The sequence below is a fragment of the Pseudomonas iranensis genome, assembly GCF_014268585.2.
In the GTDB taxonomy this organism is placed as follows: Bacteria; Pseudomonadota; Gammaproteobacteria; order Pseudomonadales; family Pseudomonadaceae; genus Aquipseudomonas; species Aquipseudomonas iranensis.
Map to the genome: position 1 here is coordinate 3,864,451 of NZ_CP077092.1, position 23,722 is coordinate 3,888,172.

Sequence of the window (23,722 nt, forward strand, 5' to 3'; positions counted from 1 at the left end):
ACCATCGCCACGATTGCCTTCCGCCCTCCCATGATGAAAGGCACGATTGACTCATCCGAAACACAGAGGCGTTCACACCATGATCCACACCCAAGTCACCCTCTCCGTGAGTTTCCCGGTGTTCGGCAGCAACTACTACCAACAGCACGTCGTGCCGCGCAAGGCGCAGACGCTGGTGTTCAACAAGGATTTCGACGATCTGCTGATGCCCGCCGCCAGCAACCATTTCAGCAATGAAGTGGTCGGCCTCAACGATCAGTTCCGTTTTCTGAGCGACATACTCGCCACCCATTTGCTCGATCACGAGGCCTCGGTGCCTGCGCGATCCCGCGTCCAGGCGAACGCTCGTTTTTTCAGCTGAAGGCTGATGCACAGAGGGCGTTCCTTTGACGGGAACGCCCTCTTCATTCAATCAGTCATCATCGCGATCACGGTGATAACGACGGCCATCGCGGCGGTCGTCATCGCGGTCGTCCCAGCGCCGGTCATGGTCGTAATAGCGGCCATGGTCGCGGTCGTAGTGCCGGCCATGGCGGTGGTCATCATCAAAATCCGCAATACAGCCGCTCAGCAATACGGCGGCGGTCACAGTGAGCAGCATGGTTGTCGCTTGCTTCATTCAACACTTCCCTAAAACCCAAGGTCTTGACGACGGAAATCGCCACGCTGCCCGCGTCTTCGGGACGCAGTGCGCGCAGCCGCAGATACGACCGGGCAAAAGCGCGTTGATTCAGTGGCCACTATCGACCGTTTGTCGGCTCGTTCGTCGCAGCCGAACAGCGGCGTAACGCCACCTATACTGCTTGCAACCTACCCCCATGCAATGGATCTGCGCCCTCAATAACAATAAGCAGAGGTGGATCATGGTCTGGCAGCAAATCTACGACCCGTTCGGCAACCCGGTACTCTCCACGCTGATGGCCGCAGTGCCGGTAGTGGTGATGCTCGCGGCGCTGGCGTTCTTTCACGTCAAGGCGCATCTGGCGGCGCTGTTGGCGCTGGCGTCGGCCCTGCTGATCTCGATCTTCGCCTTCGACATGCCGGCGGGCATGGCCGGTTCGGCGGCATTGTTCGGCGCGGCGAATGGCTTGCTGCCGATCGGCTGGATTGTGCTCAACATCATCTTTCTGCATCGCCTGACCACCGAAAACGGTTCGTTCAAAGTGCTGCAGGACTCCCTCGCGCGCATCACCGATGATCGACGCTTGCAGTTGCTGCTGATCGCCTTCTGCTTTGGTGCATTCTTCGAAGGTGCGGCAGGCTTTGGCACGCCGGTGGCGGTGACCGGGGCGATTCTGATCGGCCTGGGTTTTTCGCCATTGGCCGCATCGGGTCTGGCGCTGATCGCCAACACTGCGCCAGTGGCTTTCGGTGCGCTGGGCACGCCGATCATCACCCTGGCCAAAGTCACCGGGCTGGACGAGATGGAGCTGTCGATGATGGTCGGCCGGCAGTTGCCGTTCTTCTCGGTGTTGGTGCCGTTCTGGTTGATCTGGGCGTTTGCCGGGTGGCGCAAGATGCTTGAGGTGTGGCCGGCGATTCTGGTGGCTGGAGTGAGTTTCGCCATCCCGCAATTTCTCGTCTCGAACTACCACGGGCCGATGCTGGTGGACGTCATCGCTGCGCTGATTTCCATGGCCTGCTTGACGCTGTTCCTCAAGGTGTGGAAACCGGCGACCATCCACACTTCGGCAGCGCTGTCCGGGCGCGTCGACAACTCCAAGGTCGACGAAGAAACAGTCACCGCCAGCGCTGCGTTCAGCGATCAGGCGCGCCCGGCCGTGATGCGTGCGTGGATGCCGTGGATCATTCTCACGGTGTTCGTGTTTGCGTGGGGCACGCAGGGCTTCAAGAACATGTTCGATACGCGCCCGGTGATCGACCCGGTCACGCAATCGGCCAAGCTCGACCCGCAAGGCAAACCGGTGCGCGAGGCCAACCCGATCTTCGCCCCAGCGGTGACCTTCACCGGTCTGCACCTGCAAATAGAAAAAGTACCGCCGGTTGTCGCGGCGCCGAAAGCCGAGGAAGCGATTTACAAGTTCACCTGGCTGACCGCGACCGGCAGCGGGATTTTGCTGGCGGCGATTGTCGGCGGTCTGCTGATGGGTTATTCGATCCCGCAACTGATCAAGCAGTACCTACGCACGTTGTGGGTGGTGCGATTTTCGTTGATCACGATTGCGGCGATGCTGGCGCTGGGCTTCCTCACGCGCTATTCGGGGCTGGATGCGACCATGGGCCTGGCATTTGCGGCGACGGGGATTTTCTACCCCATGTTTGGCACCCTGCTCGGCTGGCTGGGGGTGGCGCTGACCGGCTCGGACACCGCTTCGAACGTGCTGTTTGGCGGCCTGCAACGAGTGACCTCGGAACAGCTGGGTATCAGTCCGGTGCTGATGGCGGCGGCGAACAGTTCCGGTGGCGTGATGGGCAAGATGGTCGATGCGCAGTCGATCGTCGTCGCCTCCACCGCGACCCGCTGGTACGGGCATGAGGGCGAGATCCTGCGTTACGTGTTCTTCCACTCGATCGTACTGGCGATCCTGGTCGGCGGGCTGGTGACGTTGCAGGCGTATGTCGCACCGTTTACCTCGATGGTTGTAGGTGGGCATTAGATTCAGAGTGAACGCGTCGGCCTCATCGCTGGCAAGCCAGCTCCCACAGGTTTTGATGTTGTGAATGCAATTGGATTAACAAGTCGGAACCCTGTGGGAGCTGGCTTGCCAGCGATAGCGGTGTGTCAGTCGAATCAGTATCAACTGACACACCGCTATCGCGAGCAGGCTCACTCCTACAGGTTTTTTGTGTGATCTGCAGATTGATGAGCTCAGCACATAACTCTTTAGCGCAAATCCGACAAAACCTTTTCCCTCCCGCTGCGGTCACTCCTTTTACGAGACTGGCATGCATGCCGGCGCGCCCGTTTGGGCCTTTTGCAATCCTGCCGCCCGATGAGAGACAAGGAATCGAACCATGCCGATTTCCCGACGCAATTTCATGATCCTCGGCGCCGTAACCGCGACGGCGTTCGCCATGCCCCCCTTTATCAGCCTCAAGGCCTACGCGGCCAGTCTGGAGCAACCGGCCATGAGTAAAGTGACCCTGCAAGTCAACGGTAAACCGCAAACCCTCGAAGTAGACACCCGCACTACCCTGCTCGACGCCCTGCGCGAACACCTGCACCTGACCGGCACCAAGAAAGGCTGCGACCACGGCCAGTGCGGCGCCTGCACGGTGATCGCCGATGGTCGGCGGATCAACTCCTGCCTGACCCTGGCAGTGATGCACGACGGCAGTGAGGTGACCACCATCGAAGGCCTCGGCATGCCGGACAAGCTGCACCCGATGCAGGCCGCGTTCATCAAGCACGACGGTTACCAGTGCGGCTATTGCACCCCTGGGCAGATCTGCTCGGCGGTCGCCGTGCTCAAGGAAATCCGCGACGGTATCCCCAGCCACGTCAGCCCGAGCCTGACCGAGCCGCCGAAACTGATTGCCGCCGAACTGCAGGAGCGCATGAGCGGCAATATCTGCCGCTGTGGCGCTTACTCGAACATCATCGAAGCCATCACTGAAGTCGCGGAGGTGCCGGCATGAGAGCCTTCAATTACAGCCGCGCCGACTCGCCTGCCGCAGCCGCTTCCCAGGCTGCGCAAGTCGAGGGCGCCAAGTTCATCGCCGGCGGCACCAACCTGCTCGACCTGATGAAACTCGACATCGAAACCCCGGTACACCTGATCGACATCAACCACCTCGGCCTGGACCAGATCGAAGCCACGCCCGAAGGCGGACTGCGCATCGGTGCGCTGGTACGCAACACCGATTTGGCCGCCGACGCGCGCGTGCGCAAGGACTACGCCCTGCTCTCCCGCGCCTTGCTCGCCGGGGCTTCCGGGCAGCTGCGCAACATGGCGACCACCGCCGGCAACCTGCTGCAACGCACCCGCTGCCCGTACTTTTACGACACCCACCAGGCCTGCAACAAACGCAACCCCGGCAGTGGCTGCGCGGCGATCGGCGGGGTCACCCGGCAACTCGGAATCATTGGCGTCAGCGACGCTTGCATCGCCACCCACCCGAGCGACATGGCCATCGCCATGCGCGCGCTGGATGCGCAGATCGAAACGGTCAAGCCTGACGGCAGCACGCGCAGCATTCCCATGGCGGATTTCCATCAATTGCCGGGCAACACGCCGCACATCGAAACCAGTCTCACACCCGGTGAATTCATCACCGCCGTGACCCTGCCGGCACCGGTCGGCGGCACGCACATTTATCACAAAGTCCGCGACCGCTCGTCTTACGCGTTTGCCTTGGTCTCGGTCGGTCTGATCCTGCAAAAGGACGGCACCGGGCGCGTCGCCGTCGGCGGCGTTGCGCCGAAACCGTGGCGGGTCGAAGCCGCTGAAGCGCTGTTGCCCAAGGGCGCCAAAGCGGTCAGCGAACGCCTGCTTGAGGGCGCAACACCCACCGATGACAACCAATTCAAACTGACACTGGTCGAGCGCACGCTGGCTTCGGTGTTGGCGCAAGCGAGGGAAACCGCATGAAATTCGACACGCCCGCCACCACCAATCCCATCGACCGCCTGAGGGTCGTCGGCCAGCCCACCGAGCGCATCGAAGGCCCGTTGAAAACCAGCGGCCAGGCCACTTACGCCTACGAGCAACATGAAGCAGCGGCCAATCAGGCCTACGGCTTCATGGTTGACTCGGCGATTGCCAAAGGCCGAATCAAAGCCATTCATCTCGACGAAGCCAAAGCCGCGCCCGGCGTGCTGGCGATCGTCACTGCCGAGAACGCCGGCAAGCTCGACAAAGGCGATTACAACGCCGCGCATCTGCTCGCGGGTCCCGAAGTGCAGCATTACCAGCAAGCCGTTGCGCTGGTGGTTGCCGAAACCTTCGAACAGGCCCGTGCCGCCGCGCAATTGGTCAGGGTCGATTACGAGACCAGCGAAGGCAAGTTCGATCTCGCCAGCGTCAAAGACCTCGGCGTCGAGCCGAAAGACGAACTGCCGGACGTCAATCACGGCGACTTCGACAAGGCCTTCACCGCCGCGCCGGTGCAGTTCGATCAGACCTACACCACACCAGACCAGTCCCACGCGATGATGGAACCGCACGCCACACTCGCCGCGTGGAAAAACGATCATCTGACCGTGTGGACTTCGAACCAGATGGTCGCCTGGAGTGTCGGTGACATCGCGAAAACCCTCGGCCTGCCGAAGGAAAAAGTCCGATTGGTCTCGCCGTACATCGGCGGTGGTTTCGGCGGCAAGCTGTTCATCCGCGCCGACGTGATCCTCGCCGCTCTCGGCGCGCGCATGGCGGGGCGGCCGGTGAAAGTCGCCCTCGCCCGCCCGCAAATGGCCAACAACACCACCCATCGCCCGGCAACGATTCAGCGCATCCGCATGGGCGCCACGGCGGACGGCAAACTGACCGCCATCGCCCATGAAGGCTGGTCAGGCAACCTCGCTGACGGCAAGGTCGAACTGGCCGCGCAACCGAGCCAGTTGCTCTACGCCGCAGAAAACCGCCGCGTCAGCATGCGCCTCGCACCGCTCGACCTGCCTGAAGGCAACGCCATGCGCGCGCCGGGTGAAGCGCCGGGGCTGATGGTGCTGGAAATCGCCATGGACGAAATGGCCGAACAACTGAAGATGGACCCGGTGCTGTTCCGCATCGCTAACGACACACAAGTCGACCCGGTGAAAACCGAGCGGCCGTTCTCCCAACGCCAACTGGTCAAATGCCTGCAGATCGGCGCGGAGAAATTCGGCTGGGATCAGCGCAAGGCGCAACCGGGCAGCCGTCGTGAAGGCCGGTGGCTGATCGGCATGGGCGTGGCGGCGGCGTTTCGCAACAACCTACTGGTCAAGTCCGGCGCCCGCGTACGCCTGGAGCGCGACGGCAAGGTGGTTGTCGAAACGGACATGACCGACATCGGTACCGGCAGCTACACGATCATCGCGCAGACCGCTGCCGAGATGATGGGCGTTGGTCTCCATGATGTGGTGGTGCGTCTGGGCGATTCGGACTTCCCGGTGTCGGCCGGTTCCGGTGGCCAGTTCGGCGGCAACTGCTCGACCGCCGGGGTCTACGCTGCGTGCGTGAAACTGCGCGAAGCGGTGGCGCAGAAGCTGGGGCTGGCGGCAGATCAGGCGGAGTTTGCCGATGGTCAGGTGCGCGTCGGCAGCAAGAGCCTGCCGCTGCGCAACGCGGCTGAAGACGGCGCATTGGTCGGCGAGGACAGCATCGAGTTCGGTGATCTGGCCGAGAAATATCAGCAATCGACCTTCGGCGCGCATTTCGTCGAAGTCGCCGTCGATGCCGCCACTGGCGAAGTTCGCGTACGGCGCATGCTCGCGGTTTGCGCTGCCGGGCGAATTCTCAACCCGACGTCGGCGCGCAGTCAGGTGATCGGCGCGATGACCATGGGCGTCGGCGCGGCGTTGATGGAAGAGCTGGCGGTGGACAAGCGCCTGGGCTTTTTCGTCAACCATGACCTCGCCGGGTATGAGGTGCCGGTGCACGCCGACATTCCGCATCAGGAAGTGATTTTCCTCGAAGAAACCGACCCGATTTCATCACCGATGAAGGCCAAAGGCGTGGGTGAATTGGGGATTTGCGGCGTGAGCGCGGCGGTGGCGAATGCGATCTACAACGCCACCGGCGCGAGGGTGCGGGAATATCCGATTACGCTGGACAAGATTCTTGATTCGTTGCCGGAGATGATCTGAAGCGAAAAGCCTCACCCTAGCCCTCTCCCAAAGGGAGAGGGGACCGATCCGGGTATATTCAGGATGTGCAGCGACGTGAAAGTCTTTCTGTGTATCCATAATCGCAACGGCAAGTTCAGGTCGATGCACATCGCAAGACACCTCGGTCGGCTCCCACTCCCCGGGAGACGCCTGGGGTGAGTCGCATGCTGTTAGCGCACCTGCATGGGGTGCTAGGGGTCGAGTGGATTCACCACCACGCTTGCAGAATGCCGAACGTCTCGAGCATCCCCCAATCGGCTCCCTCTCCCTCGGGAGAGGGCTGGGGTGAGGGACGCGGTTTCACTCGGTCTTTGGATATTGCTCATCACCGACCTGCTCCATCCAGTCCACCACCTTGCCATCCAGCACTTCGGCAATCGCAATGTGACTCATCGCCGTCGTCGGCGTTGCCCCGTGCCAATGCTTGGCGCCCGGGGCAATCCACACGGTATCGCCCGGCCGGATTTCACGCACTGGCTGACCCCACTCCTGCACGAACCCTGCCCCTGAAGTGACGATCAATGTCTGCCCCAGCGGATGGGTATGCCACGCCGTTCGCGCGCCAGGCTCAAAGGTCACGGTCGCGCCGCTGATCCGCGCCTCATCGGTGCCTTTGAACGGCGCATCCACCCGCACCGTGCCGGTAAACCATTCAGCCGGTCCTCTGGCCGACGGTTGCGAGCCATTCGGTGTGACCGTGACACGCGGATTTTCAGTGGCATACACCTCGCCAGCCAGCAGCGAGAGCGTCAGTGCAGAAGCAGCAATCGGGTTCATGGCATTTCCTCCAATAAGTGATGCAACCACTGTAGCGATCCGCACTCTTTGGATAATCGACTAGAATCCGAAAAAACTTATGCAGGACGATCATCAATGCTCCGGGAAAACGCCACCGACCTGCTCGCCTTTCTCGCCGTTGCCCGTGAACGCAGCTTCACCAAGGCCGCCGCCAAACTCGATGTGTCGCAATCGGCGCTCAGCCACACCATTCGCAGCCTCGAAGCGCGTCTCGGCCTGCGCCTGCTGACCCGCACCACGCGCAGCGTGTCGCCGACCGAGGCCGGCGAACACTTGCTGCAAACCATCGGCCCGCGCTTCGAGGAAATCGAAGTGGAACTGGCCGCCCTGAGCAACCTGCGCGAAACCCCGGCGGGCAAGATCCGCATCAGCGCCACCGACCATTCGCTGAACTGGATCCTGCGTCCGGTGTTGCAGGAATTCCTGCCGCAGTACCCGGATGTCGCCGTCGAGGTCTGCTGCGATTACGGTTTCGTCGATATCGCCGGCCAGGGCTTCGATGCTGGTGTGCGCTTGGGCGAAGACGTCGCTCAAGGCATGATCGCTACGCGCATTGGCCCGGACATGCGCATGGCCGTGGTCGGCTCGCCCGCCTACTTCGCCCGACGCGATCCGCCGCAAACCCCGCGCAACCTGACCAACCACGCCTGCAACAACCTGCGCCTGCCAACCAATGGCGGGCTGTATGCGTGGGAGTTCGAAAAGGACGGTGAAAGCCTGAAGGTGCGCGTCGCCGGGCAGGTCACCCTGAATGGCGTGTACCCGTTGCTCGACGCCGCGCTGGATGGTTTCGGGCTGAGCTACATCCCGGAAAACGTCGTCGCGCCCTTTCTGGCGGACGGTCGCCTGGTCCAGGTGCTGGGAGACTGGTGCCCGGCATTTTCCGGTTATCACCTGTACTACCCGAGCCGACGCCAGGCAGCGCCGGCGTTCGCGTTGTTGCTGGAGGCGTTGCGCTATCGCGGTTGACCCGGCTCAGCCCAGCAACGCAATCAACTGATGCCGCTGCGCATCAGTCAGCATCGGCCCAAAACCGGCTCCGGCGTTGTCAGCCATGTAGCGCGGATTGCTGGTCCCCGGAATCACACAGGTCACGGCCGGATGCGCCAGGAGAAATTTCAGCGCCAGTTGCGGCCAGCTGTTGACCTGCACATCCGAGACCCACGCCGGCAGCGGCTTGCCCTTGAGCCGGGTGAGCAAATCGCCGCCGCCAAACGGCCGATTACAAATCACCGCCACCCCACGCTCGCGGCACAGCGGCAGGATGCGTTTCTCGACCGCACGATCATCGAGGGCGTAGTTGATCTGCAGAAAATCCAGCTTTTCGGCTTTCAGCACGGCCTCGACCTCGTCATAGGCCGACGAGGTGTAATGGGTGATGCCGATGTAGCGAATCCGCCCCTGCTCCTGCCATTCGCGCAGGGTAGGCAAATGGGTTTGCCAGTCGAGCAGATTGTGGATCTGCATCAGGTCGATGCGCTCGGTTTGCAGCAGTCTGAACGACTGCTCCATCTGCGTAATGCCCTCCTTGCGCCCGCGCGTCCACACCTTGGTGGCGAGAAACGCCGGCGAGCGCGGTTCGTGGATCGACAGCAATTCACCGGTGGTTTGCTCGGCGCGGCCGTACATGGGTGAGCTGTCGATCAGCGTGCCGCCCTTCCTGAACAGCGCTTCGAGGACGGCGGGCAACTGCCGGTAAACCGGATCGCCCGGGGCGACGTCGAAACCGCGATAGGTGCCCAACCCGACCATGGGCAGTGCCTCGGAGCTGGAAGGGATGGCGCGGGTCTGCATGGTCTGGTCTCCTGCCGTGGGCGGCGCAGTGGCGGTCGGCGCTACGCTGCCGGCCAACGCCCGATCAATGGTGAGCAGCGCCGCAGCTTGGGCCGCCAGCGTGAGCAAGCGGCGACGTGAGTAACCCTCAGTGTGGCGCATGCGAGTCCTCCTGCTGCGCGGATCTGTTGCACGGTGTGTGCGCCGGCTGTCAGGCGCAGTCGCTGAACTACACTGCCACAGCCAACCTCTCTCCCCGTTAAAAGTAGCCGAATGTCCCGAACCCTGATGTCACTCGTCGTTTTCATCATTGCCGTGTACTTGGTGCTGTGCGCCGCGCTGTTCGTATTTCAGCGCTCGCTGATCTGGTTTCCCCAGCCTGCCGCCGTGGTTACAGCGGAGTCGCGAATGAAACTGTCGATGCCGGATGCCGAGGTCTGGGTGACAACCCGAGAGCGCAGCGGATCGCGCGCACTGATCTATTTCGGCGGCAATGCCGAGGACGTCTCGCGCAATCTGCCGGAATTCACTGAGGCGTTTCCTGACTACGCGCTGTATTTCCTGCATTACCGGGGTTTTGCTGGCAGCACCGGCTCGCCATCGGAAGCCGCCATTTCCGAAGATGCGCTGGCGCTGTTCGATCAGGTCTATGCCACTCATTCGCAAGTCGCCGTGGTCGGTCGAAGCCTCGGTTCGGGGGTGGCGGTGCGCCTGGCCAGTCAGCGGCCGGTGCACAATCTGATTCTGGTGACGCCGTTCAACAGCCTCGAGGAAATCGCCGCACGGCAATACCCATGGGTGCCGGTGAAATGGTTGCTCAAGGATCGTTTTGAATCGGGCAAGTACGCGGCGCATATCCGCACGCCGACATTGCTGTTGGCGGCCAGTGATGACGACGTGATTGGACGCAGCAGCACGCAGCGCTTGTTCGAGAATTTTCCTGCGGGCGTGGCGACGCTGAAGGTGGTGCCGGACTCGGGGCATAACTCCATTTCCGAGCGGGGGGAGTATTTGCGGTGGATGGGGGATGTGTTGAATCGCTAGTGGTTGTTTGCCAGTGATAGAGAGGTCGACCGGGGCGGCGTCTTCGCGAGCAGGCTCGCTCCCACAGTTGTTCCGAGTACGCCGTAAGTGCGATGTGGGAGCGAGCCTGCTCGCGAAGGCAGCGGTTCGAACAACAGCAATTCAATTGCATTTGCCGCCACTGAACCAAGTCCAAAAAACCCAGTCCTATCCGCGCCGCCACACACGGCTCCCTCACTCTAGCGCTGTCCCCTTTCAGAGCTGTCCGTCCCATGCGCCACGCCGTTCGTTCGTCTCGCTTCGTTTCGCTGTGCCTGCTGAGCCTGTTCCCCTTTTTCACTGAATCCGCCCACGCCAGTGCAGAGCGCGAACTGGTGGCCGCCATCAATGATTACCGCGCCCATCCGCAACGCTGCGACCGTCGCCCTGCGCAGCGTCTGGCGCCTTTGGCTTTGAAATCGAATCTGGCCTTGCCGATCGGCTATCGCTACGGCGGCGGCATGCGCGAGGCGTTGAAGTCTTCCGGCTATTCAGCAATCACGGTGCGCAGCATCCGCATTATCGGAGCCGAAGACGCCGACGAGGCCTTCGATCAGTTGCAGAGCGATTATTGCGGCGCCTTGCTGGATGCGAACTACGCCGACATCGGCGTCAGCCATTCGCGCAATCAATGGCAGGTGGTGCTGGCGCAACCGGTGCTCGACAGCCGCGTCGGTGACAACCGCAGCGTCGGCAAGGCGCTGCTCGCCGAGGTCAACGCTGCCCGCGCCCGGCCGCGTATGTGCGGCCGCCAGCGCTTTGCCGCCGCGCGGCCATTGAGCTGGAATGCCGCCCTCGGCGCAGCGGCTCAGGGCCACAGCAAAGCCATGGCTTACGGCAATTATCTCGCCCACCGCGATCCCGACGGTGACATGCCGGCCGACCGCGCCCGTGCTGCCGGTTATCGCGGCCGTCAGGTCGGGGAAAACATCGCTGCCGGACAAAGCTCACCAAGCAAAGCCATGGCCGGCTGGCTGGCCAGCCCGGGCCATTGCGCCAACCTGATGAACCCGATGTTCACTCAGGTCGGCGCCGGATTCGCCAGTGAAGCGCGCAGCGACGAAGGCGTTTACTGGACGATGCTGTTCGGCGCGCCGTAAATCACGGCTGACTCCGAGCATTCTCATCGCTTGGCGTGGCCGGGCGCGGCATGACGTGTTGATGGCCGGTCGGGTCGTTGAGCTGGATGACATTACCCTTCTGCCACGCATCAGCCCCCGTTGCGACAGGCGCCGGTTTGATCTCGGCGCGGGCCTTTTTCTTTTCGGCGCTATCAATGCCCAGACGCTGATCGCGCTGGCGGACCATTTGCGCATCGGCCTGACCGTCAGCGGTAAAGCCCATCATCAACTGCGGCACGCCCAGCGGCAGTTGCTTGTCCTGATCGGTATGCCAGGTGTGCCAGGTCTTGCCGTAGGTATTGGCGAATTTTTCCATCAAGCGCGTTTCTGCCACTTGCGGGATGCCCGGCGCCACCAACTGGCCAGAACTGACTTCGTGAGCGTGGCTGTGCCACAAGGCTTTCTCTTTTGCCGGCAATTGCGTGAACAGGCGCTGGCTGATGATGTATTCGACGCCCATCAGCTTGGCTTCAGCGGTGTTGCCGTCGTAAATCACGCACTGGAACACTTCTTCATTGAGCGCCGAGCAGTAGTGGTGCGCTTCCATCTGCGCGCCGGGATGGCCGTTGTAAAAATGGAAACCATCGAGGTACATGTTCAACGCGCGAATTGGCGGCTTGTCCTGCAACCACTGCGCGCCGACTTCGAGCATTTCCGTGTCGGACGCCTTGGCCTGACCCGGTGTCTGCACCGGTGAATCGGTGTTGCTCATCGCGCATCCGGTCAACGCGGCAACCATCAAACCGACGGGAACCCAACGTCCCTGCGAGGTTGAATTACGCATGTTTCGCTCCTCAAACATTCAGTGACGGGCGCGTGCTGGCCCTGTTCTGCAACTGAAAGCAGGAGAACGGCAGAGTTCGAAAAAGCTGCGCGTGGATCAGACTGGAGAGATCGTCGCCAATACACCGATCAGAATGGTCAAGGTCAGAAAGCCGCCGAGAAAAATCGCCATCTTGTACATGTTGCGCTCCTTGAGGCTGGGTGTGCGGTGCACCGGACGCTGCGGGATGAGGTCGGAGGGTGACTGGCCGCACTGCCGGGGCATTCTGAGCCTGTGGCTGTACTGAATACAGAGGCAGATGAAACAGAAAAATACGGATCAGATGCGCATCTGATCCGCTTCGGGGATGAAGCGGTATTCAGCCTGAGATTTGAGGATCCACTTTCGGCGCGGTTGATCTACAGTCATTGCCGACCGACAACAAGAAAAACCGGAGTGACCATGCCCGACCTCGCCTTGCAGCCCAACGTCGCCGCGTCCCTCGAGCGCTGGCACGAGATGATCCGCAGCGGCAATCTCAAAGCCCTGCCCGAACTGCTCGATCCGCAAGCTGTGTTCCGCTCGCCCATGGCCCACACGCCCTACCCCGGCGCGCCGGTGGTGGCGATGATCCTCAACACCGTGTTCGAAGTCTTCGAAGATTTCGCCTATCACCGCGAGTTGGCGACGGCGGATGGCCTGAATGTGATTCTCGAATTCAGCGCCAGGGTCGGCAGCAAGGAACTCAAGGGCATCGACATGATTCGCTTCGATGAGCACGGCAAGATTGTCGAGTTCGAAGTGATGGTGCGGCCGCTGAGCGGGTTGCAGGCACTGGGCGAAGAAATGGGTCGGCGCTTGGGGGCTTATCTGGCCTCCACAAAAGCCTGAGTCCAATCACCGCAGCGTTGGAGCTGACGAGTGCAACGAGGCTGCGATCTTTTGATCCTGATCTTGATCTTCAAACGTCAAAGTCAAAGTCAAAGTCAAAGTCAAAAGATCGCAGCCTCGTTGCACTCGTCAGCTCCTACCAACCAGGAATAAAAAACCCACTGACCGTCGCCGGTTCAGTGGGTTTTGTGTGTCAGGGTTCTGCTTACAGAGCCATGTCACGTGCAGCGTTTTCCTTCGGCGCTACGGCTTTGTCAGCCACAGGTGCCGCCGGAGCAGCTACCTGACCGATCGCTGGAGGCGTCGGCAGTTCGAGGATTTTCGCGGTGTAAGCCCACTCGGCAGCCACTTTGGCCGGATCGCTGTTCAGCTGGGTGCCGTAGCTCGGCACGATCTGGTGCAGCTTGGTCTGCCACTCAGGGGTTGCGACTTTGTCTTTGAAGACTTTCTGCAGCACGCTCAGCATGATCGGTGCAGCGGTCGACGCGCCTGGCGATGCGCCCAGCAGGCCGGCGATCGAGCCGTCTTGCGAAGCAACGATCTCGGTGCCCAGCTTCAGCACGCCACCAGCGGCTTCATCACGCTTGATGATTTGCACACGCTGGCCGGCTTGCCACAGGCGCCAGTCTTCGGCCTTGGCGTTCGGGAAGTATTCCTTCAGCGCGTTCAGACGGTCTTCATCCGACAGCATCAACTGACCGGCAAGGTACTCGACCAGCGGGTATTCCTTGATGCCGACCTTGGTCATTGGCCAGATGTTGTGGGTGGTGGTGCTGGTCAGCAGGTCGAAGTACGAACCTTCCTTGAGGAACTTGGTGCTGAAGGTCGCGAACGGGCCAAACAGAATGACGCGCTTGCCATCCAGAACACGGGTGTCCAGGTGCGGAACCGACATCGGTGGCGCGCCAACCGAAGCCTTGCCGTAGGCCTTGGCCAGGTGCTGCTCGGCAATCGTCGGGTTCTCGGTCACCAGGAACGAACCGCCAACCGGGAAGCCTGCGTATTCCTTGGCTTCAGGAATGCCCGACTTCTGCAGCAGGTGCAGGGCACCGCCGCCAGCGCCGATGAACACGAACTTGGCGTCGGTTTCGGTCTTGCTGCCGTCTTTGAGGTTTTTGTAGCTCACACGCCAGGTGCCGTCGGCGTTCTTGGTGATGTCTTCGACTTCGCTCGACAGTTTCAGATCGAAGTTGGGTTTGGTTTGCAGGTGAGCGGCGAACTGGCGGGTGATTTCGCCGAAGTTCATGTCCGTACCCAGCGGACTCCAGGTAGCCGCGATTTTCTGGTTCGGGTCACGCCCTTCCATCATCAGCGGTACCCACTTCTTGATTACCGCCGGATCTTCGGAGTACTGCATACCGGCGAACAGCGGGCTCGCCTGCAGGGCTTCGTAGCGCTTTTTCAGGAACTTGATGTTGTCATCGCCCCACACGAAGCTCATGTGCGGTGTGGTGTTGATGAACGAGCGAGGGTTCTTCAGCACGCCCTGCTGAACCTGCCAGGCCCAGAACTGACGGGAAACCTGGAACGCTTCGTTGATCTCGACAGCTTTCGGGATCGTTACGTTACCCTTGTCGTCTTCCGGGGTGTAGTTCAGCTCGGCAAGAGCCGAGTGACCGGTACCGGCGTTGTTCCAGCCGTTGGAGCTTTCCAGGGCGACGCCATCGAGGCGCTCGACCATTTCCATCGACCAGGTCGGTTCCAGCTCATTGATCCACACACCCAGGGTGGTGCTCATGATGCCGCCGCCGATCAGCAGGACGTCAACTTTCTTGGCTTCGGCAGCATTGGCAGACGACATCCCCATCGCCAAAGCCAGACCGAGCAAGGCTGTGTTCACTTTCTTAAACATCTGTTGCACCTATGATAAAACGCCTTCCGCCCGTCGTTGTTATCAGTCTGCGTTGCGCTGTGTTGACGCTCAGGCTGGCGTCGCGCAATCCGGCACACTTCAATATTGACGGGTGGGCACACAAGGCCGACATGTGGCATCGACCTCAGTTAATGTCCCTTCTGAACTGACTTCTTATCGTTATTGGCTTCAGCTGCTTGAGCGACAGGGATCCCGTCGGCCCGCCCGAAAGGCCAGCCAACCGAATTAAGTCAAAGCAAATTTGGCGCGGAGAATATCACGTCAGGGCGAACCCGCGCGTCTGTTCCCGACTTGAAAGTCTTTTTCCGCTCAGAGACTTATCGGCCACCAAGGGCTAAACATGACCCTGATCAGGCATCTGCTTGCAAACTTTTTTGCGCGACCTGCATCGCAACTCCGCGAATCAGTACATACGCCTCGTTGCTCATTCAGAAAATAACCTGCTACGTTGTACGATGACTGATGAATTCAACCTCAGTCATTCCCACCCAATAACAACAAGGAAACACCATGACCAAGTCCCGTCTTCTGATCGGCTTTTTCTGCGCCTTCAGCGCCTGCGCCATGGCCGCCCCGGCACCAGCGGAAAAAGAAGTGGCCCAAGCGGTTGATCACCTCACCCAGGCGATGCTGCACAAAGACATCGCCGAACTGAACGCTCTGACCGCGCCGAACCTGACCTACGGCCACTCCAGCGGCAAGATTCAGGACAAGCAGGAATTCATCGCCGACATCGAAACCGGCCGCAGCGCATTCAAGACCCTCGAAATGCAAAAGCAGACGATCACGATGTCCGGCGATACCGCATTGGTGCGCCACCACTTCTCCGCACAGGCGTTGAAGGGGACCGAGGTGATTCCGACCGAGATCGAGAATTTCCAGATCTGGCAGAAACAGGGTGGGAAATGGTTGTTGGTTGGGCGGCAGGCGTTCAGGTTTTGATTGAGGGCACATTGGCCTGATTCAATCCTGTCAGAGCTGGCCTATTCGCGAGCAGGCTCGCTCCCACAAAGGACTCGACACTGGCGAACCTTGTGGGAGCGAGCCCGCTCGCGAAAGCGCTCGCTCAGGCAATGGAAAACCTGCTGGTCTCCCCCAACATCACAACCGAAACCGATCCACCGACTGCGCCAACTGCCCCGCCAGATTCGATAATTCATCGGTAGTCGTCGCCGTCTGCCCGATCACCCGGCTATTGTCCTCGCTCATCCCCGCAATCATTTCCACCTGATGGGCGATCTCGTTACTGGCCTGGCTCTGTTCGCCAATCGTGCGAGTGATGTCATTGACCAGTTGCGTGGTGTTCAGCGTGGCGTCGAGGATTTCGCGAATCGCCCGCTCGACTTCCGCCGTCACCGCCATGCCCTTGTCGACCTGCGCCACACCGGCCTCCATGCTGCTGACCGCCTCGCGCGTGCTGCTCTGGATGCGCGCGACCATGGCGGCGATTTCCTGGGTCGAGGCGCTGGTGCGTGCGGCCAGGCTGCGCACTTCATCGGCGACCACGGCAAAGCCACGGCCCTGCTCACCTGCCCGCGCCGCCTCGATCGCAGCGTTGAGGGCCAGCAGGTTGGTCTGGTCAGCGATGCTCTTGATCACTTGAATGATGTTGAAGATCGCCTCGGATTCCTGATCCAGCGTGCGGATCACCTGCGCCGACTGCTGTGCCGAGCGGGCGATGTCGTCCATGTCGCTGACCACTTGATGAATCACCCCGCCACCCTCCTTGGCCAGGTTTTCGGCCTGATTGGCCATGCTCAGGGCACGTTCGGCGTGGCGGGTGATTTCTTCGATACTGGCGGTCATCTGGCTGGCGGCAGCGGCCATGGTCCCGGCGGCGACGCTTTGCTGCTGGCTGCTGTCGGCGACCTGATGGCAGCCGTGGCTGAGCTGCTCGCTCATGCCACTGACGCCGTGAGCGTTGCGCCGGACCACGTCAATCATATTGCGCAGATCACGCTGCATGGTCGCCAACGTGCGGATCAAAACGCTGGCTTCGTCCTTGCCGGCGGGCTCGACAATCGGTTCGCTGAGATTGCCATGGGCAATGCTTTCGGCGATGCGGCTGGCGGATTTGAGCGGCCCCATGATACTCAGGATCACCCAGCGCCCCTGAATCAGCAGCAGCAACAGACTGACGGCCAGCACCACTGCCAGCGCAAGATTGGCGTGGCGGATGGCCGCTTCGGTGCCTTCGCTGGTGTGCAGGGTGTTGTTTTCGATCAGTTCGCTGAGCGCGCCCATCTGCTCTTCGAGCTGAGTAAAGGCGCTATTGAACGTGCCGAGCTGTTGTTGGGCGGCATCCGGATTGTCCAGCGCCACGCCGACGATCTGCTCGGCGGATTTGATGTAGGTATCGAGGCTCGGCTTGATCTGCTCCAGCGCCGTGCGCAATTCCGGATTGATCGGCAATTTCAGGTTGTCATCCAGCACTTCACGAAAATGCCCGGCGTGCTCGGTGAGCGAATCGCGCACCTCGGTGGCGGTGGCGGTGCTTTTGCCCAGGCCGACCAGCATCGCCGAATAGACATCGGCACGCAGGGCGTCGTGCATCATGTCCGCTTCCATGTGATTGCGCAGCGCGCTCATGCTCACCGTGTTATCGCCGACCGCCGTGGCCATCCGCAGATTGCCGACGTAACTGACCAGACTCACGATCAGCGCCGTCAGCAGGCTGGTCGCAATCAGCAACACCAAACGCAGTTTGATCGACACCGTGGAATCTCCCGTGGGCACGCTGGATTGCGCTTGTCGGATTTCAGTTAAGCCTATGTACAGGGAACTGCCGACACAGAGCGTATCGGCTGATGTCAGCGGCGACTTGAATCCGGCAAAACTTTTCAAACGCGAACCCGGTCACACATTGCAGCGCCGCTGGATAATGCCTTCATCGCCGGTTAACCCCGGTAGGCTATCAATCCAGCGCTTCGAACATTCATGCAGCTGAAGGAAACGCTTATGAAACGCGCACTGTGGTTTGGTCTGCTCGGCACCCTGGCAATCGGCACCGCACAAGCGGCAACGGAGAAAGTCGCGATCAACCTGGTCAGCGCCGACGGCGCGCCGCAGGCGATCGGCTCGGTAACAGTCAGCGAGACGCCGTACGGCCTGCTGTTCACCCCCGACCTGAAATCGTTGCCGGCCGGCATCCACGGCTTCCATGTTCATGAAAACGGCAGCTGCGAAGCGGGCACCAAGGATGGCGTCAAAGGCGCAGCGCTGGCCGCTGGCGGGCATTTCGATCCGGCGAAAACCGGCAAGCACCTTGGCCCTTACGCCGATGGGCATCTGGGCGATCTGCCGGCGGTGTATGTGATGGCTGATGGTGTCGCCAACTACCCGGTGCTGGCGCCGCGCCTGAAGAAGATTTCCGAGATCAAGGGCCACGCCCTGATGATTCACGCCGGCGGCGACAACCATTCCGACATGCCCAAGCCTCTGGGCGGTGGGGGTGATCGCATGGCTTGCGGGGTGATCTGATCCCTCAGCGCGGCGCTCGACGCCAGCGCGTCAACACCAGCAAGGACAGCCCGGCGCCGAACAGCGCCAGGGCCATGTCCTTCTGCGAATCCCACGGATCATTCTGCGCACCGACGAAGGCCTGGCCAGTGTCGTCGCCCAGGTAAGCGCCGCCGACCCATTCGATCAATTCGTACAACGCCGACGTCGCCAGCACTACATTCAGGGTCAACAGCGCCAGCCAGGCGCCACGCAACGGCGTCAGGCGCAGCAGCACTTCGCGAATCGGCCAGACCAGCAGCAATCCATAGCTAAGGTGCACCAGCCGATCATAGTGATTGCGTTCCAAGCCAAGAACTTTGTTGACGCTGACCCCGGTTAACAGCGTGCCCCACTGATCGTAGGGCACCCGCGAATAGGTGTAATGCGCGCCGACTTCATGGATGCACAGGAAGGCGAAAATCATCCCCAGCGACAGCGTCGACAGGCGAAAACGCCGATGCGCCAGCAACAGGGTCAACACCAACGCCAACGCCAGGACATTTTCCAATAGCCAGTCGACGCGGCTGCGCGGGAACAGGCCGAGCGCGATGGTCAGGCAGACAAATCCAGCGAGCAAAAGCGCTTCGATTCGCACATCTGCCGGTTGGGCAACGTTATCGCTGACTCTGACGAGCATGGGTCGATTCTCGGCAATACAGGCAAGCGGTAGACCCTTGCCGGTTTTGCCCGGTTCCTCGCCGCTACGTTTTTGCGGCCTACGGAACTCCCGCGCGCCGTTCACCTCTGAGGTTATGTAGTCCCTTCCCTTTTTGCTTAGCGCTTGTGGAGGAACACGTCATGCGCAAGTTAGTTCTGATTTCTTCTCTTATGCTTTGCCTGCCGGTCGGTTCGGCGCTGGCCCGCGTTGACGCGGGTGATGTCGCCACCTCGGCGGGTGTGTCTGCGTCGCTGTACTCGACCTTCAAGGATGACAAAATGGTGATTCCGGCCCGTGACGACGTGTCTGCATTTGTCGCCAGCGGCGGGGCCATTCGTGGGGTTTATCTCGAGTCGGTACTGCAACAGGTGCGTCAGGCCAACCCTGGCTTGAACGCCAGCGATGAAGACCTGGCCAACGCCATTCTGGTGCACTACGAAGGCGTGCAGCAGTAGTCACGAGGGAAGCAGCGGCCGATGGACGGCCGCTGAGTGCGCATAGGCAAACATGTCCGACGGCCTCTATGATGGAGGCCATGACGACCACCGTGCCCTTGCGCTCACCCTGCCCTCCCGGCGCCTGCATCTGCGGGCGCGATCCGTTGCTGGAAACGCCCGGCGCGGATGTGCGCATCCTGCGCTTGACTCGCGCTGAGGAAAAAATTCTTCTGGCGCGCCTGGAACAACTCAAAGACCTCGCCGACCTCAAACGCCTGCAACAGCGTATGTACGAGCAACTCGGCATCCGTGTCGACGTCGCCCCCGGTTTCAACGAAGTGCGCACCATGCGCGGTATCGCCATTCAGATCGACGAGCTGCCAGGCCTGTGTCGCAAGACTCGCGCGGCAATTCCGGCGGCGATTCGCAAGGGCTTGGAAAACCACCCGCAAATCGCCTTCGAACTGCTCAACGCCCACGACTTGCTGCGCGACACCTGATCACTTTTTCATGCCGACGCGTTTGCGCATCTCGGCGGTGATGGTCTGGCGGGTTTTCTTCATGTCCGCCCAAGGCTCATCACCGACTTCGGTCAGACGCTCGTGAACGTTGTAGATGTTCCAGTGATTACCGCCCTTGATTTCAGCGACTTCCTCTCGGTACAGCGGCACCGACACCGGCATGCCTTCCCGCGCCCGTGCGGCGTAGGCGCAAATGGTGGTGGCGCCGAGGCCGTTGCGCAGGTAATCGATGAAGATCCGCCCGACGCGGTTTTTCGGCCCGGACACCGCTGAAATACGATCCGGCAGCAACTTGGCCATATGGCTGACGATGGCGTGGCTGAAGTCCTTCACTTCGTCCCAGCCATGCTTGCGCGTCAACGGCACCACCAAGTGAATGCCTTTGCCGCCGCTGGTTTTCAGGAAGGCTTTGAGGCCCAACTCATCGAGCACGGTGAGGGTCAGCGCGGTGGCTTCAACCATGCTTTTCCATGGCAGCGCCGGATCCGGGTCGAGGTCGAGGACGAAGCGATCGGGCTTGTCCAGATCCACCTTTGTAGCGTTCCAGGTGTGCAGTTCGACGGTGCTCATCTGCACCGCGCCGACCAGCGCTTCGGGATTGTTGATCATCATCACTGGCTGGCCGGTGACGTCCTTGTCCAGAGCAGTGATACCGGGAATGGCCAGGCGTTCGGCGTTCTTTTGGAAGAACAATTCGCCGGCGATGCCGTCCGGTGCACGCACCAGCGCCACGGGGCGATCCTTGAGTTGCGGCAGGATGTATTCGGCGACACTGGCGTAGTACTGCGCCAGTTGCATTTTGGTAGTGCCACTGACCGCGTCAATCACCCGATCCGGATGGGTGATGCGTACTTTGCCGCCGGCCAGTCCTGATTGCGACGGTGCGGTCTCGGCCTTTTTGCTGGCGGCGGTTTTCTTTGCCGGCTGCTTGTCGGCGGTTTTGGTTTTTTCGTTTTTTTCGGTCTTTTCGGACTTGGCAGCTTTCACAGGCTTCGCTCGCTCCTCGGTAATGTCCTTGGCCGGTTTGTCATCGCGCAAACCATGGAATACGGCGTGGCGCACCGAGCCGTCCTTGGTCATCTCGGCGAACGCCACCTCCGCCAGCAATTTCGGCTTGAGCCAGTGCACGCCTTTGGCCTCGAAACCGCTGGGCGGATTGACCACTGCGGCGCTTTTGGTCTGCAACGGCTTGAGTTGGGCGAGGATGCTTTTCAATGTGGTTTCGTTGAAACCGGTGCCGACCTTGCCGGCATAGCGCAACTCGCCGCTGTCACGGTCGTGCAGGCCGAGCAGCAACGCACCGAAGGCACTGCGCGCACCTTTCGGATCGGTGTAGCCGACGATGACGAATTCCTGGCGATGCTTGCATTTGAGCTTGATCCAGTCGCCGCTGCGCCGCGACACGTAAGGCGAGCCGAGGCGTTTGCCGATCAGGCCTTCCATCTGCATCTGGCAAGCGCTGTTGAGCAGCGCGTCCGGGGTTTCTTCGAAGGCTTCGGAGAAGCGCAGCGTTGAGGATTCTTTCTGCGCACCGAGGATGGTGCTCAGCGCAGCGCGGCGTTCTTCCACCGGCACATCGCGCAGGTCGACGCCATTCAGATACGGCACGTCAAACAAGTAATAAACAATGTTGCCGCTGCGCCCGGCATCGAAGGCATTCTGCAACGCCTGAAAGTCCGGCACGCCTTGCTCATTGGCCACGACCATTTCGCCGTCGAGCCATGCCGATTCCAGACCCAACGCCGCCAGTGCCTTGGCCTGCTGCGGCAGCTTGTGCGTCCAGTCGTGACCATTGCGGGTGAATAGCTGCACCTCATCGTGATCGATCCGCGCCATGATCCGGTAGCCGTCGAACTTGATCTCGTAGCTCCACTGCCCTTCGGGTGCGCTGTCGACCAGCGTCGCCAGTTCCGGCTTGATCAGCGCTGGGAGCTTGGCCTTGCGCGCGCCGGTAAGCTGCCCGGACGCCTGCTTGCGCGGCTTGGCCGGGGCCTTTTTTACCGGTTTGGCTTTATCGGCAGCAGTCGCCGATTTGCCGACAATCGTGCGCTCGCTGAGCACGCTGTCGGGCTCGGCAACCAGCACATCGAAATCATCCTGCGGTCGCGCGGCGTTGTCCTGATGCTTGATCAGGAACCATTGTTCTTTCTTGCCCGGCATGTGCGTGCGCACCAGATTCCACACGCCGCCGAGCTTCTCGCCCTGCAGCTCGAACTTCAGTCGGCCCTTGGCATAGGCCTTGTGCGGATCCTCCAGCGGAATCCACACGCCGCGGTCCCAGACGATCACATCACCGGCGCCGTAATGCCCCTCGGGAATGCTGCCTTCGAACGTCGCGTAATCGAGCGGATGATCCTCGACATGAATCGCCAGACGCTTGACCGACGGGTCTAGCGACGGCCCCTTCGGCACCGCCCAGCTCTTCAAAGCGCCGTCGAGTTCGAGGCGAAAGTCGTAATGCAGGTGCGAAGCGTCGTGCTTCTGGATGCAGAACTGCAACGCATGATCCTTGGCCGACTTACGGCCCGAGCGCTTGACTGCGGCCGGTTCCGACGTCGCGGAAAAATCACGCATGCGGTTGTAATCGTCGAGGTTCCTGTTCATGAGCACACCGATGGCAGACGGGTTCTGTTATGCAGAAGAGCGACACGGCGGCGGAAAAATTCAATCGAGGTAAAAAAGCCCCGGACGGATGGAGCGGCCGGGGCTGGCAGTGTCAGGGATTTTTACAGCGGGTCAGGCTTGCGCTCTTGCCTGCTGTTCCAGATGCACCTGCAAGTCGGGATCGATGTTCAAGGCTGCGGCCAGCTCATCGAGATAGCTGCGTTCGGCGTCCTGTTGGTCGTCCACCAGCATGACGCTGGCCAGGTACATTTCGGCGGCTACGGCAGGATCGCCGTCAGCGGATTGCGCCACTTCGCGGGCATCCAGCGGCTTGGCGACTTCGGCGTCGAGCCATTGTTGCAACTGCGGGTCGGCGGTGCGTTTGCCGATTTCGCTGCTGATGAGGTGTTTTTCCGCTTCATCGATGCGGCCGTCAGCCTTGGCGGCGGCGATCAGGGCGCGCAGCACCGCGTGGCTGTGGGTTTCGATTTGCGGGCCGGCGAGCAGGTCGGCGGTTTGTGGCAGATCTTGCGGCGCCTTGCTGGCCTGGCTGCGTTGCCAGGCTTGATACGCCTGGTAGGCCATCATGCCCAGCGACGCGAGTGCGGCGTAATTGGTCCCGCCGGTACGGCTTCGGCTGCCGCCACCGAGGGCGCTTCCCAAGCCGCCACCGCCGAGCAGGCCACCAAGTAAACCACCCAGGCCGCCGAGGCCACCCGAAGCAGCCGCGCCGCCCGCTCCGGTCTGACTGCCGCCGCCCAACAGGCCACCAAGCAATCCGCCCAGACCGTCACTGGCCGAAGCCCCGCGTTGTTGTCCCGCCGAGGCCTGGCCTCGCAGCAGTTGTTCAAGCAAATCGCTGGTGTTCATGACGTTATCCTCCGAGGCCCCGGCCTGATTGCGTCTGGCAACGATAGACCGACGCAGCCATAGCGCCAGCACCGTTGGGCT

At 61.2% G+C, this 23,722-nt stretch carries 23 protein-coding genes and 1 pseudogene; 13 read left to right on the plus strand and 11 right to left on the minus strand.

Features of this window, described 5'->3' with window-relative positions; genetic code table 11:
- Positions 1 to 79: 79 nt before the first annotated feature.
- A complete protein-coding gene (locus tag HU724_RS17205; RefSeq protein ID WP_071172799.1) occupies positions 80 to 361 on the plus strand; it encodes a hypothetical protein in 282 nt (93 codons plus the stop codon).
- A gap of 51 nt (positions 362 to 412) precedes the next feature.
- Here HU724_RS17205 and HU724_RS17210 read toward each other — a convergent pair whose 3' ends face one another.
- A complete protein-coding gene (locus HU724_RS17210) occupies positions 413 to 619 on the minus strand; it encodes a hypothetical protein (protein WP_016775135.1) in 207 nt (68 codons plus the stop codon).
- Positions 620 to 863: 244 nt separating this feature from the next.
- On the opposite strand from HU724_RS17210, the gene HU724_RS17215 reads away from it, so the two are divergent.
- From HU724_RS17215 to paoC, 4 genes are all read left to right on the plus strand, one after another.
- Positions 864 to 2,618: an L-lactate permease gene (locus HU724_RS17215; RefSeq protein WP_016775136.1), complete on the plus strand. Its 1,755-nt coding sequence runs from the start codon at positions 864 to 866 to the stop codon at positions 2,616 to 2,618.
- A gap of 358 nt (positions 2,619 to 2,976) precedes the next feature.
- Complete coding sequence (gene paoA / locus HU724_RS17220; protein ID WP_016775137.1) at positions 2,977 to 3,600, plus strand: aldehyde dehydrogenase iron-sulfur subunit PaoA; 624 nt, start codon at positions 2,977 to 2,979, stop codon at positions 3,598 to 3,600.
- Positions 3,597 to 4,553 carry an FAD binding domain-containing protein gene (locus HU724_RS17225; RefSeq protein ID WP_016775138.1) on the plus strand — a complete coding sequence of 319 codons (957 nt, stop codon included), beginning with the start codon at positions 3,597 to 3,599 and terminating at the stop codon, positions 4,551 to 4,553. Before paoA ends, HU724_RS17225 begins: the two co-directional genes overlap by 4 nt.
- A complete protein-coding gene (gene paoC, locus HU724_RS17230) occupies positions 4,550 to 6,748 on the plus strand; it encodes an aldehyde oxidoreductase molybdenum-binding subunit PaoC (RefSeq protein WP_186566587.1) in 2,199 nt (732 codons plus the stop codon). The genes HU724_RS17225 and paoC overlap by 4 nt, the downstream gene beginning before the upstream one ends.
- A 321-nt stretch (positions 6,749 to 7,069) precedes the next feature.
- On the opposite strand, the gene HU724_RS17235 is transcribed toward paoC, so the two are convergent.
- On the minus strand, positions 7,070 to 7,546 hold the full coding sequence (locus HU724_RS17235) for a (R)-mandelonitrile lyase (protein WP_186566585.1): 477 nt from the start codon (positions 7,544 to 7,546) through the stop codon (positions 7,070 to 7,072).
- 96 nt (positions 7,547 to 7,642) lie between these two features.
- Between HU724_RS17235 and HU724_RS17240 the strand changes: the two genes are divergently transcribed.
- On the plus strand, positions 7,643 to 8,536 hold the full coding sequence (locus HU724_RS17240; protein ID WP_186566583.1) for a LysR family transcriptional regulator: 894 nt from the start codon (positions 7,643 to 7,645) through the stop codon (positions 8,534 to 8,536).
- Positions 8,537 to 8,542: 6 nt separating this feature from the next.
- Here HU724_RS17240 and HU724_RS17245 read toward each other — a convergent pair whose 3' ends face one another.
- The gene (locus tag HU724_RS17245; protein WP_186566581.1) at positions 8,543 to 9,502 is read right to left on the minus strand and encodes an aldo/keto reductase; all 960 of its coding nucleotides are present in this window, start codon (positions 9,500 to 9,502) and stop codon (positions 8,543 to 8,545) included.
- 111 nt (positions 9,503 to 9,613) lie between these two features.
- Here HU724_RS17245 and HU724_RS17250 point away from each other — a divergent pair, with 111 nt between their 5' ends.
- Together HU724_RS17250 and HU724_RS17255 are read left to right on the plus strand one after the other, a co-directional pair.
- Positions 9,614 to 10,384 (plus strand): alpha/beta hydrolase, encoded by a 771-nt coding sequence (locus tag HU724_RS17250; protein WP_186566579.1) that lies wholly within the window; start codon positions 9,614 to 9,616, stop codon positions 10,382 to 10,384.
- A gap of 251 nt (positions 10,385 to 10,635) precedes the next feature.
- Positions 10,636 to 11,502, plus strand: coding sequence for a CAP domain-containing protein (locus HU724_RS17255; RefSeq protein WP_186566577.1), 867 nt, complete (start codon positions 10,636 to 10,638; stop codon positions 11,500 to 11,502).
- Between the two features lies 1 nt (position 11,503).
- Here HU724_RS17255 and HU724_RS17260 read toward each other — a convergent pair whose 3' ends face one another.
- Both HU724_RS17260 and HU724_RS17265 read right to left on the minus strand, forming a co-directional pair.
- Entirely contained in the window at positions 11,504 to 12,307 is an 804-nt protein-coding gene (locus tag HU724_RS17260) for an OBAP family protein (RefSeq protein ID WP_186566575.1), read from the minus strand.
- A gap of 96 nt (positions 12,308 to 12,403) precedes the next feature.
- Entirely contained in the window at positions 12,404 to 12,571 is a 168-nt protein-coding gene (locus HU724_RS17265) for a hypothetical protein (protein ID WP_024013301.1), read from the minus strand.
- A gap of 177 nt (positions 12,572 to 12,748) precedes the next feature.
- Here HU724_RS17265 and HU724_RS17270 point away from each other — a divergent pair, with 177 nt between their 5' ends.
- Positions 12,749 to 13,177: a nuclear transport factor 2 family protein gene (locus HU724_RS17270; RefSeq protein WP_186566573.1), complete on the plus strand. Its 429-nt coding sequence runs from the start codon at positions 12,749 to 12,751 to the stop codon at positions 13,175 to 13,177.
- 205 nt (positions 13,178 to 13,382) lie between these two features.
- Here the strand turns inward: HU724_RS17270 and mqo are convergent, their stop codons facing one another.
- Complete coding sequence (gene mqo / locus HU724_RS17275; RefSeq protein ID WP_186566571.1) at positions 13,383 to 15,029, minus strand: malate dehydrogenase (quinone); 1,647 nt, start codon at positions 15,027 to 15,029, stop codon at positions 13,383 to 13,385.
- A gap of 531 nt (positions 15,030 to 15,560) precedes the next feature.
- Between mqo and HU724_RS17280 the strand changes: the two genes are divergently transcribed.
- The gene (locus HU724_RS17280) at positions 15,561 to 15,992 is read left to right on the plus strand and encodes a nuclear transport factor 2 family protein (protein WP_186566570.1); all 432 of its coding nucleotides are present in this window, start codon (positions 15,561 to 15,563) and stop codon (positions 15,990 to 15,992) included.
- A gap of 159 nt (positions 15,993 to 16,151) precedes the next feature.
- Here the strand turns inward: HU724_RS17280 and HU724_RS27985 are convergent, their stop codons facing one another.
- Both HU724_RS27985 and HU724_RS27990 read right to left on the minus strand, forming a co-directional pair.
- Complete coding sequence (locus HU724_RS27985; protein WP_437180363.1) at positions 16,152 to 17,015, minus strand: methyl-accepting chemotaxis protein; 864 nt, start codon at positions 17,013 to 17,015, stop codon at positions 16,152 to 16,154.
- Positions 17,010 to 17,786 (minus strand): annotated as a pseudogene (locus HU724_RS27990) (MCP four helix bundle domain-containing protein); the annotation flags it as partial. The gene HU724_RS27985 and the pseudogene HU724_RS27990, both read right to left, overlap by 6 nt.
- Before the next feature lie 222 nt (positions 17,787 to 18,008).
- On the opposite strand from HU724_RS27990, the gene sodC reads away from it, so the two are divergent.
- The gene (sodC, locus tag HU724_RS17290) at positions 18,009 to 18,530 is read left to right on the plus strand and encodes a superoxide dismutase family protein (RefSeq protein WP_122698673.1); all 522 of its coding nucleotides are present in this window, start codon (positions 18,009 to 18,011) and stop codon (positions 18,528 to 18,530) included.
- Between the two features lie 4 nt (positions 18,531 to 18,534).
- Here the strand turns inward: sodC and HU724_RS17295 are convergent, their stop codons facing one another.
- Positions 18,535 to 19,188: a DUF2238 domain-containing protein gene (locus HU724_RS17295; protein ID WP_186566566.1), complete on the minus strand. Its 654-nt coding sequence runs from the start codon at positions 19,186 to 19,188 to the stop codon at positions 18,535 to 18,537.
- A 161-nt stretch (positions 19,189 to 19,349) separates the two neighbouring features.
- Between HU724_RS17295 and HU724_RS17300 the strand changes: the two genes are divergently transcribed.
- Together HU724_RS17300 and HU724_RS17305 are read left to right on the plus strand one after the other, a co-directional pair.
- On the plus strand, positions 19,350 to 19,664 hold the full coding sequence (locus HU724_RS17300) for a DUF2388 domain-containing protein (protein ID WP_024013308.1): 315 nt from the start codon (positions 19,350 to 19,352) through the stop codon (positions 19,662 to 19,664).
- 80 nt (positions 19,665 to 19,744) lie between these two features.
- Entirely contained in the window at positions 19,745 to 20,146 is a 402-nt protein-coding gene (locus tag HU724_RS17305; protein ID WP_174823844.1) for a hypothetical protein, read from the plus strand.
- Here the strand turns inward: HU724_RS17305 and ligD are convergent, their stop codons facing one another.
- Together ligD and HU724_RS17315 are read right to left on the minus strand one after the other, a co-directional pair.
- On the minus strand, positions 20,147 to 22,771 hold the full coding sequence (gene ligD, locus HU724_RS17310) for a DNA ligase D (protein ID WP_186566564.1): 2,625 nt from the start codon (positions 22,769 to 22,771) through the stop codon (positions 20,147 to 20,149).
- 132 nt (positions 22,772 to 22,903) lie between these two features.
- A complete protein-coding gene (locus tag HU724_RS17315) occupies positions 22,904 to 23,641 on the minus strand; it encodes a tellurite resistance TerB family protein (protein WP_186566562.1) in 738 nt (245 codons plus the stop codon).
- Between the last annotated feature and the right edge of the window lie 81 nt (positions 23,642 to 23,722).

What these genes read in the sequence shown, in the direction of transcription:
- HU724_RS17205 (WP_071172799.1), top strand. Translation starts at nt 80, where the DNA reads ATGATCCACACCCAAGTCACCCTCTCCGTGAGTTTCCCGGTGTTCGGC.
- HU724_RS17210 (WP_016775135.1), bottom strand. Translation starts at nt 619, where the DNA reads ATGAAGCAAGCGACAACCATGCTGCTCACTGTGACCGCCGCCGTATTG.
- HU724_RS17215 (WP_016775136.1), top strand. Translation starts at nt 864, where the DNA reads ATGGTCTGGCAGCAAATCTACGACCCGTTCGGCAACCCGGTACTCTCC.
- paoA (WP_016775137.1), top strand. Translation starts at nt 2,977, where the DNA reads ATGCCGATTTCCCGACGCAATTTCATGATCCTCGGCGCCGTAACCGCG.
- HU724_RS17225 (WP_016775138.1), top strand. Translation starts at nt 3,597, where the DNA reads ATGAGAGCCTTCAATTACAGCCGCGCCGACTCGCCTGCCGCAGCCGCT.
- paoC (WP_186566587.1), top strand. Translation starts at nt 4,550, where the DNA reads ATGAAATTCGACACGCCCGCCACCACCAATCCCATCGACCGCCTGAGG.
- HU724_RS17235 (WP_186566585.1), bottom strand. Translation starts at nt 7,546, where the DNA reads ATGAACCCGATTGCTGCTTCTGCACTGACGCTCTCGCTGCTGGCTGGC.
- HU724_RS17240 (WP_186566583.1), top strand. Translation starts at nt 7,643, where the DNA reads ATGCTCCGGGAAAACGCCACCGACCTGCTCGCCTTTCTCGCCGTTGCC.
- HU724_RS17245 (WP_186566581.1), bottom strand. Translation starts at nt 9,502, where the DNA reads ATGCGCCACACTGAGGGTTACTCACGTCGCCGCTTGCTCACGCTGGCG.
- HU724_RS17250 (WP_186566579.1), top strand. Translation starts at nt 9,614, where the DNA reads ATGTCCCGAACCCTGATGTCACTCGTCGTTTTCATCATTGCCGTGTAC.
- HU724_RS17255 (WP_186566577.1), top strand. Translation starts at nt 10,636, where the DNA reads ATGCGCCACGCCGTTCGTTCGTCTCGCTTCGTTTCGCTGTGCCTGCTG.
- HU724_RS17260 (WP_186566575.1), bottom strand. Translation starts at nt 12,307, where the DNA reads ATGCGTAATTCAACCTCGCAGGGACGTTGGGTTCCCGTCGGTTTGATG.
- HU724_RS17265 (WP_024013301.1), bottom strand. Translation starts at nt 12,571, where the DNA reads ATGCCCCGGCAGTGCGGCCAGTCACCCTCCGACCTCATCCCGCAGCGT.
- HU724_RS17270 (WP_186566573.1), top strand. Translation starts at nt 12,749, where the DNA reads ATGCCCGACCTCGCCTTGCAGCCCAACGTCGCCGCGTCCCTCGAGCGC.
- mqo (WP_186566571.1), bottom strand. Translation starts at nt 15,029, where the DNA reads ATGTTTAAGAAAGTGAACACAGCCTTGCTCGGTCTGGCTTTGGCGATG.
- HU724_RS17280 (WP_186566570.1), top strand. Translation starts at nt 15,561, where the DNA reads ATGACCAAGTCCCGTCTTCTGATCGGCTTTTTCTGCGCCTTCAGCGCC.
- HU724_RS27985 (WP_437180363.1), bottom strand. Translation starts at nt 17,015, where the DNA reads ATGCAGCGTGATCTGCGCAATATGATTGACGTGGTCCGGCGCAACGCT.
- sodC (WP_122698673.1), top strand. Translation starts at nt 18,009, where the DNA reads ATGAAACGCGCACTGTGGTTTGGTCTGCTCGGCACCCTGGCAATCGGC.
- HU724_RS17295 (WP_186566566.1), bottom strand. Translation starts at nt 19,188, where the DNA reads ATGCTCGTCAGAGTCAGCGATAACGTTGCCCAACCGGCAGATGTGCGA.
- HU724_RS17300 (WP_024013308.1), top strand. Translation starts at nt 19,350, where the DNA reads ATGCGCAAGTTAGTTCTGATTTCTTCTCTTATGCTTTGCCTGCCGGTC.
- HU724_RS17305 (WP_174823844.1), top strand. Translation starts at nt 19,745, where the DNA reads ATGACGACCACCGTGCCCTTGCGCTCACCCTGCCCTCCCGGCGCCTGC.
- ligD (WP_186566564.1), bottom strand. Translation starts at nt 22,771, where the DNA reads ATGAACAGGAACCTCGACGATTACAACCGCATGCGTGATTTTTCCGCG.
- HU724_RS17315 (WP_186566562.1), bottom strand. Translation starts at nt 23,641, where the DNA reads ATGAACACCAGCGATTTGCTTGAACAACTGCTGCGAGGCCAGGCCTCG.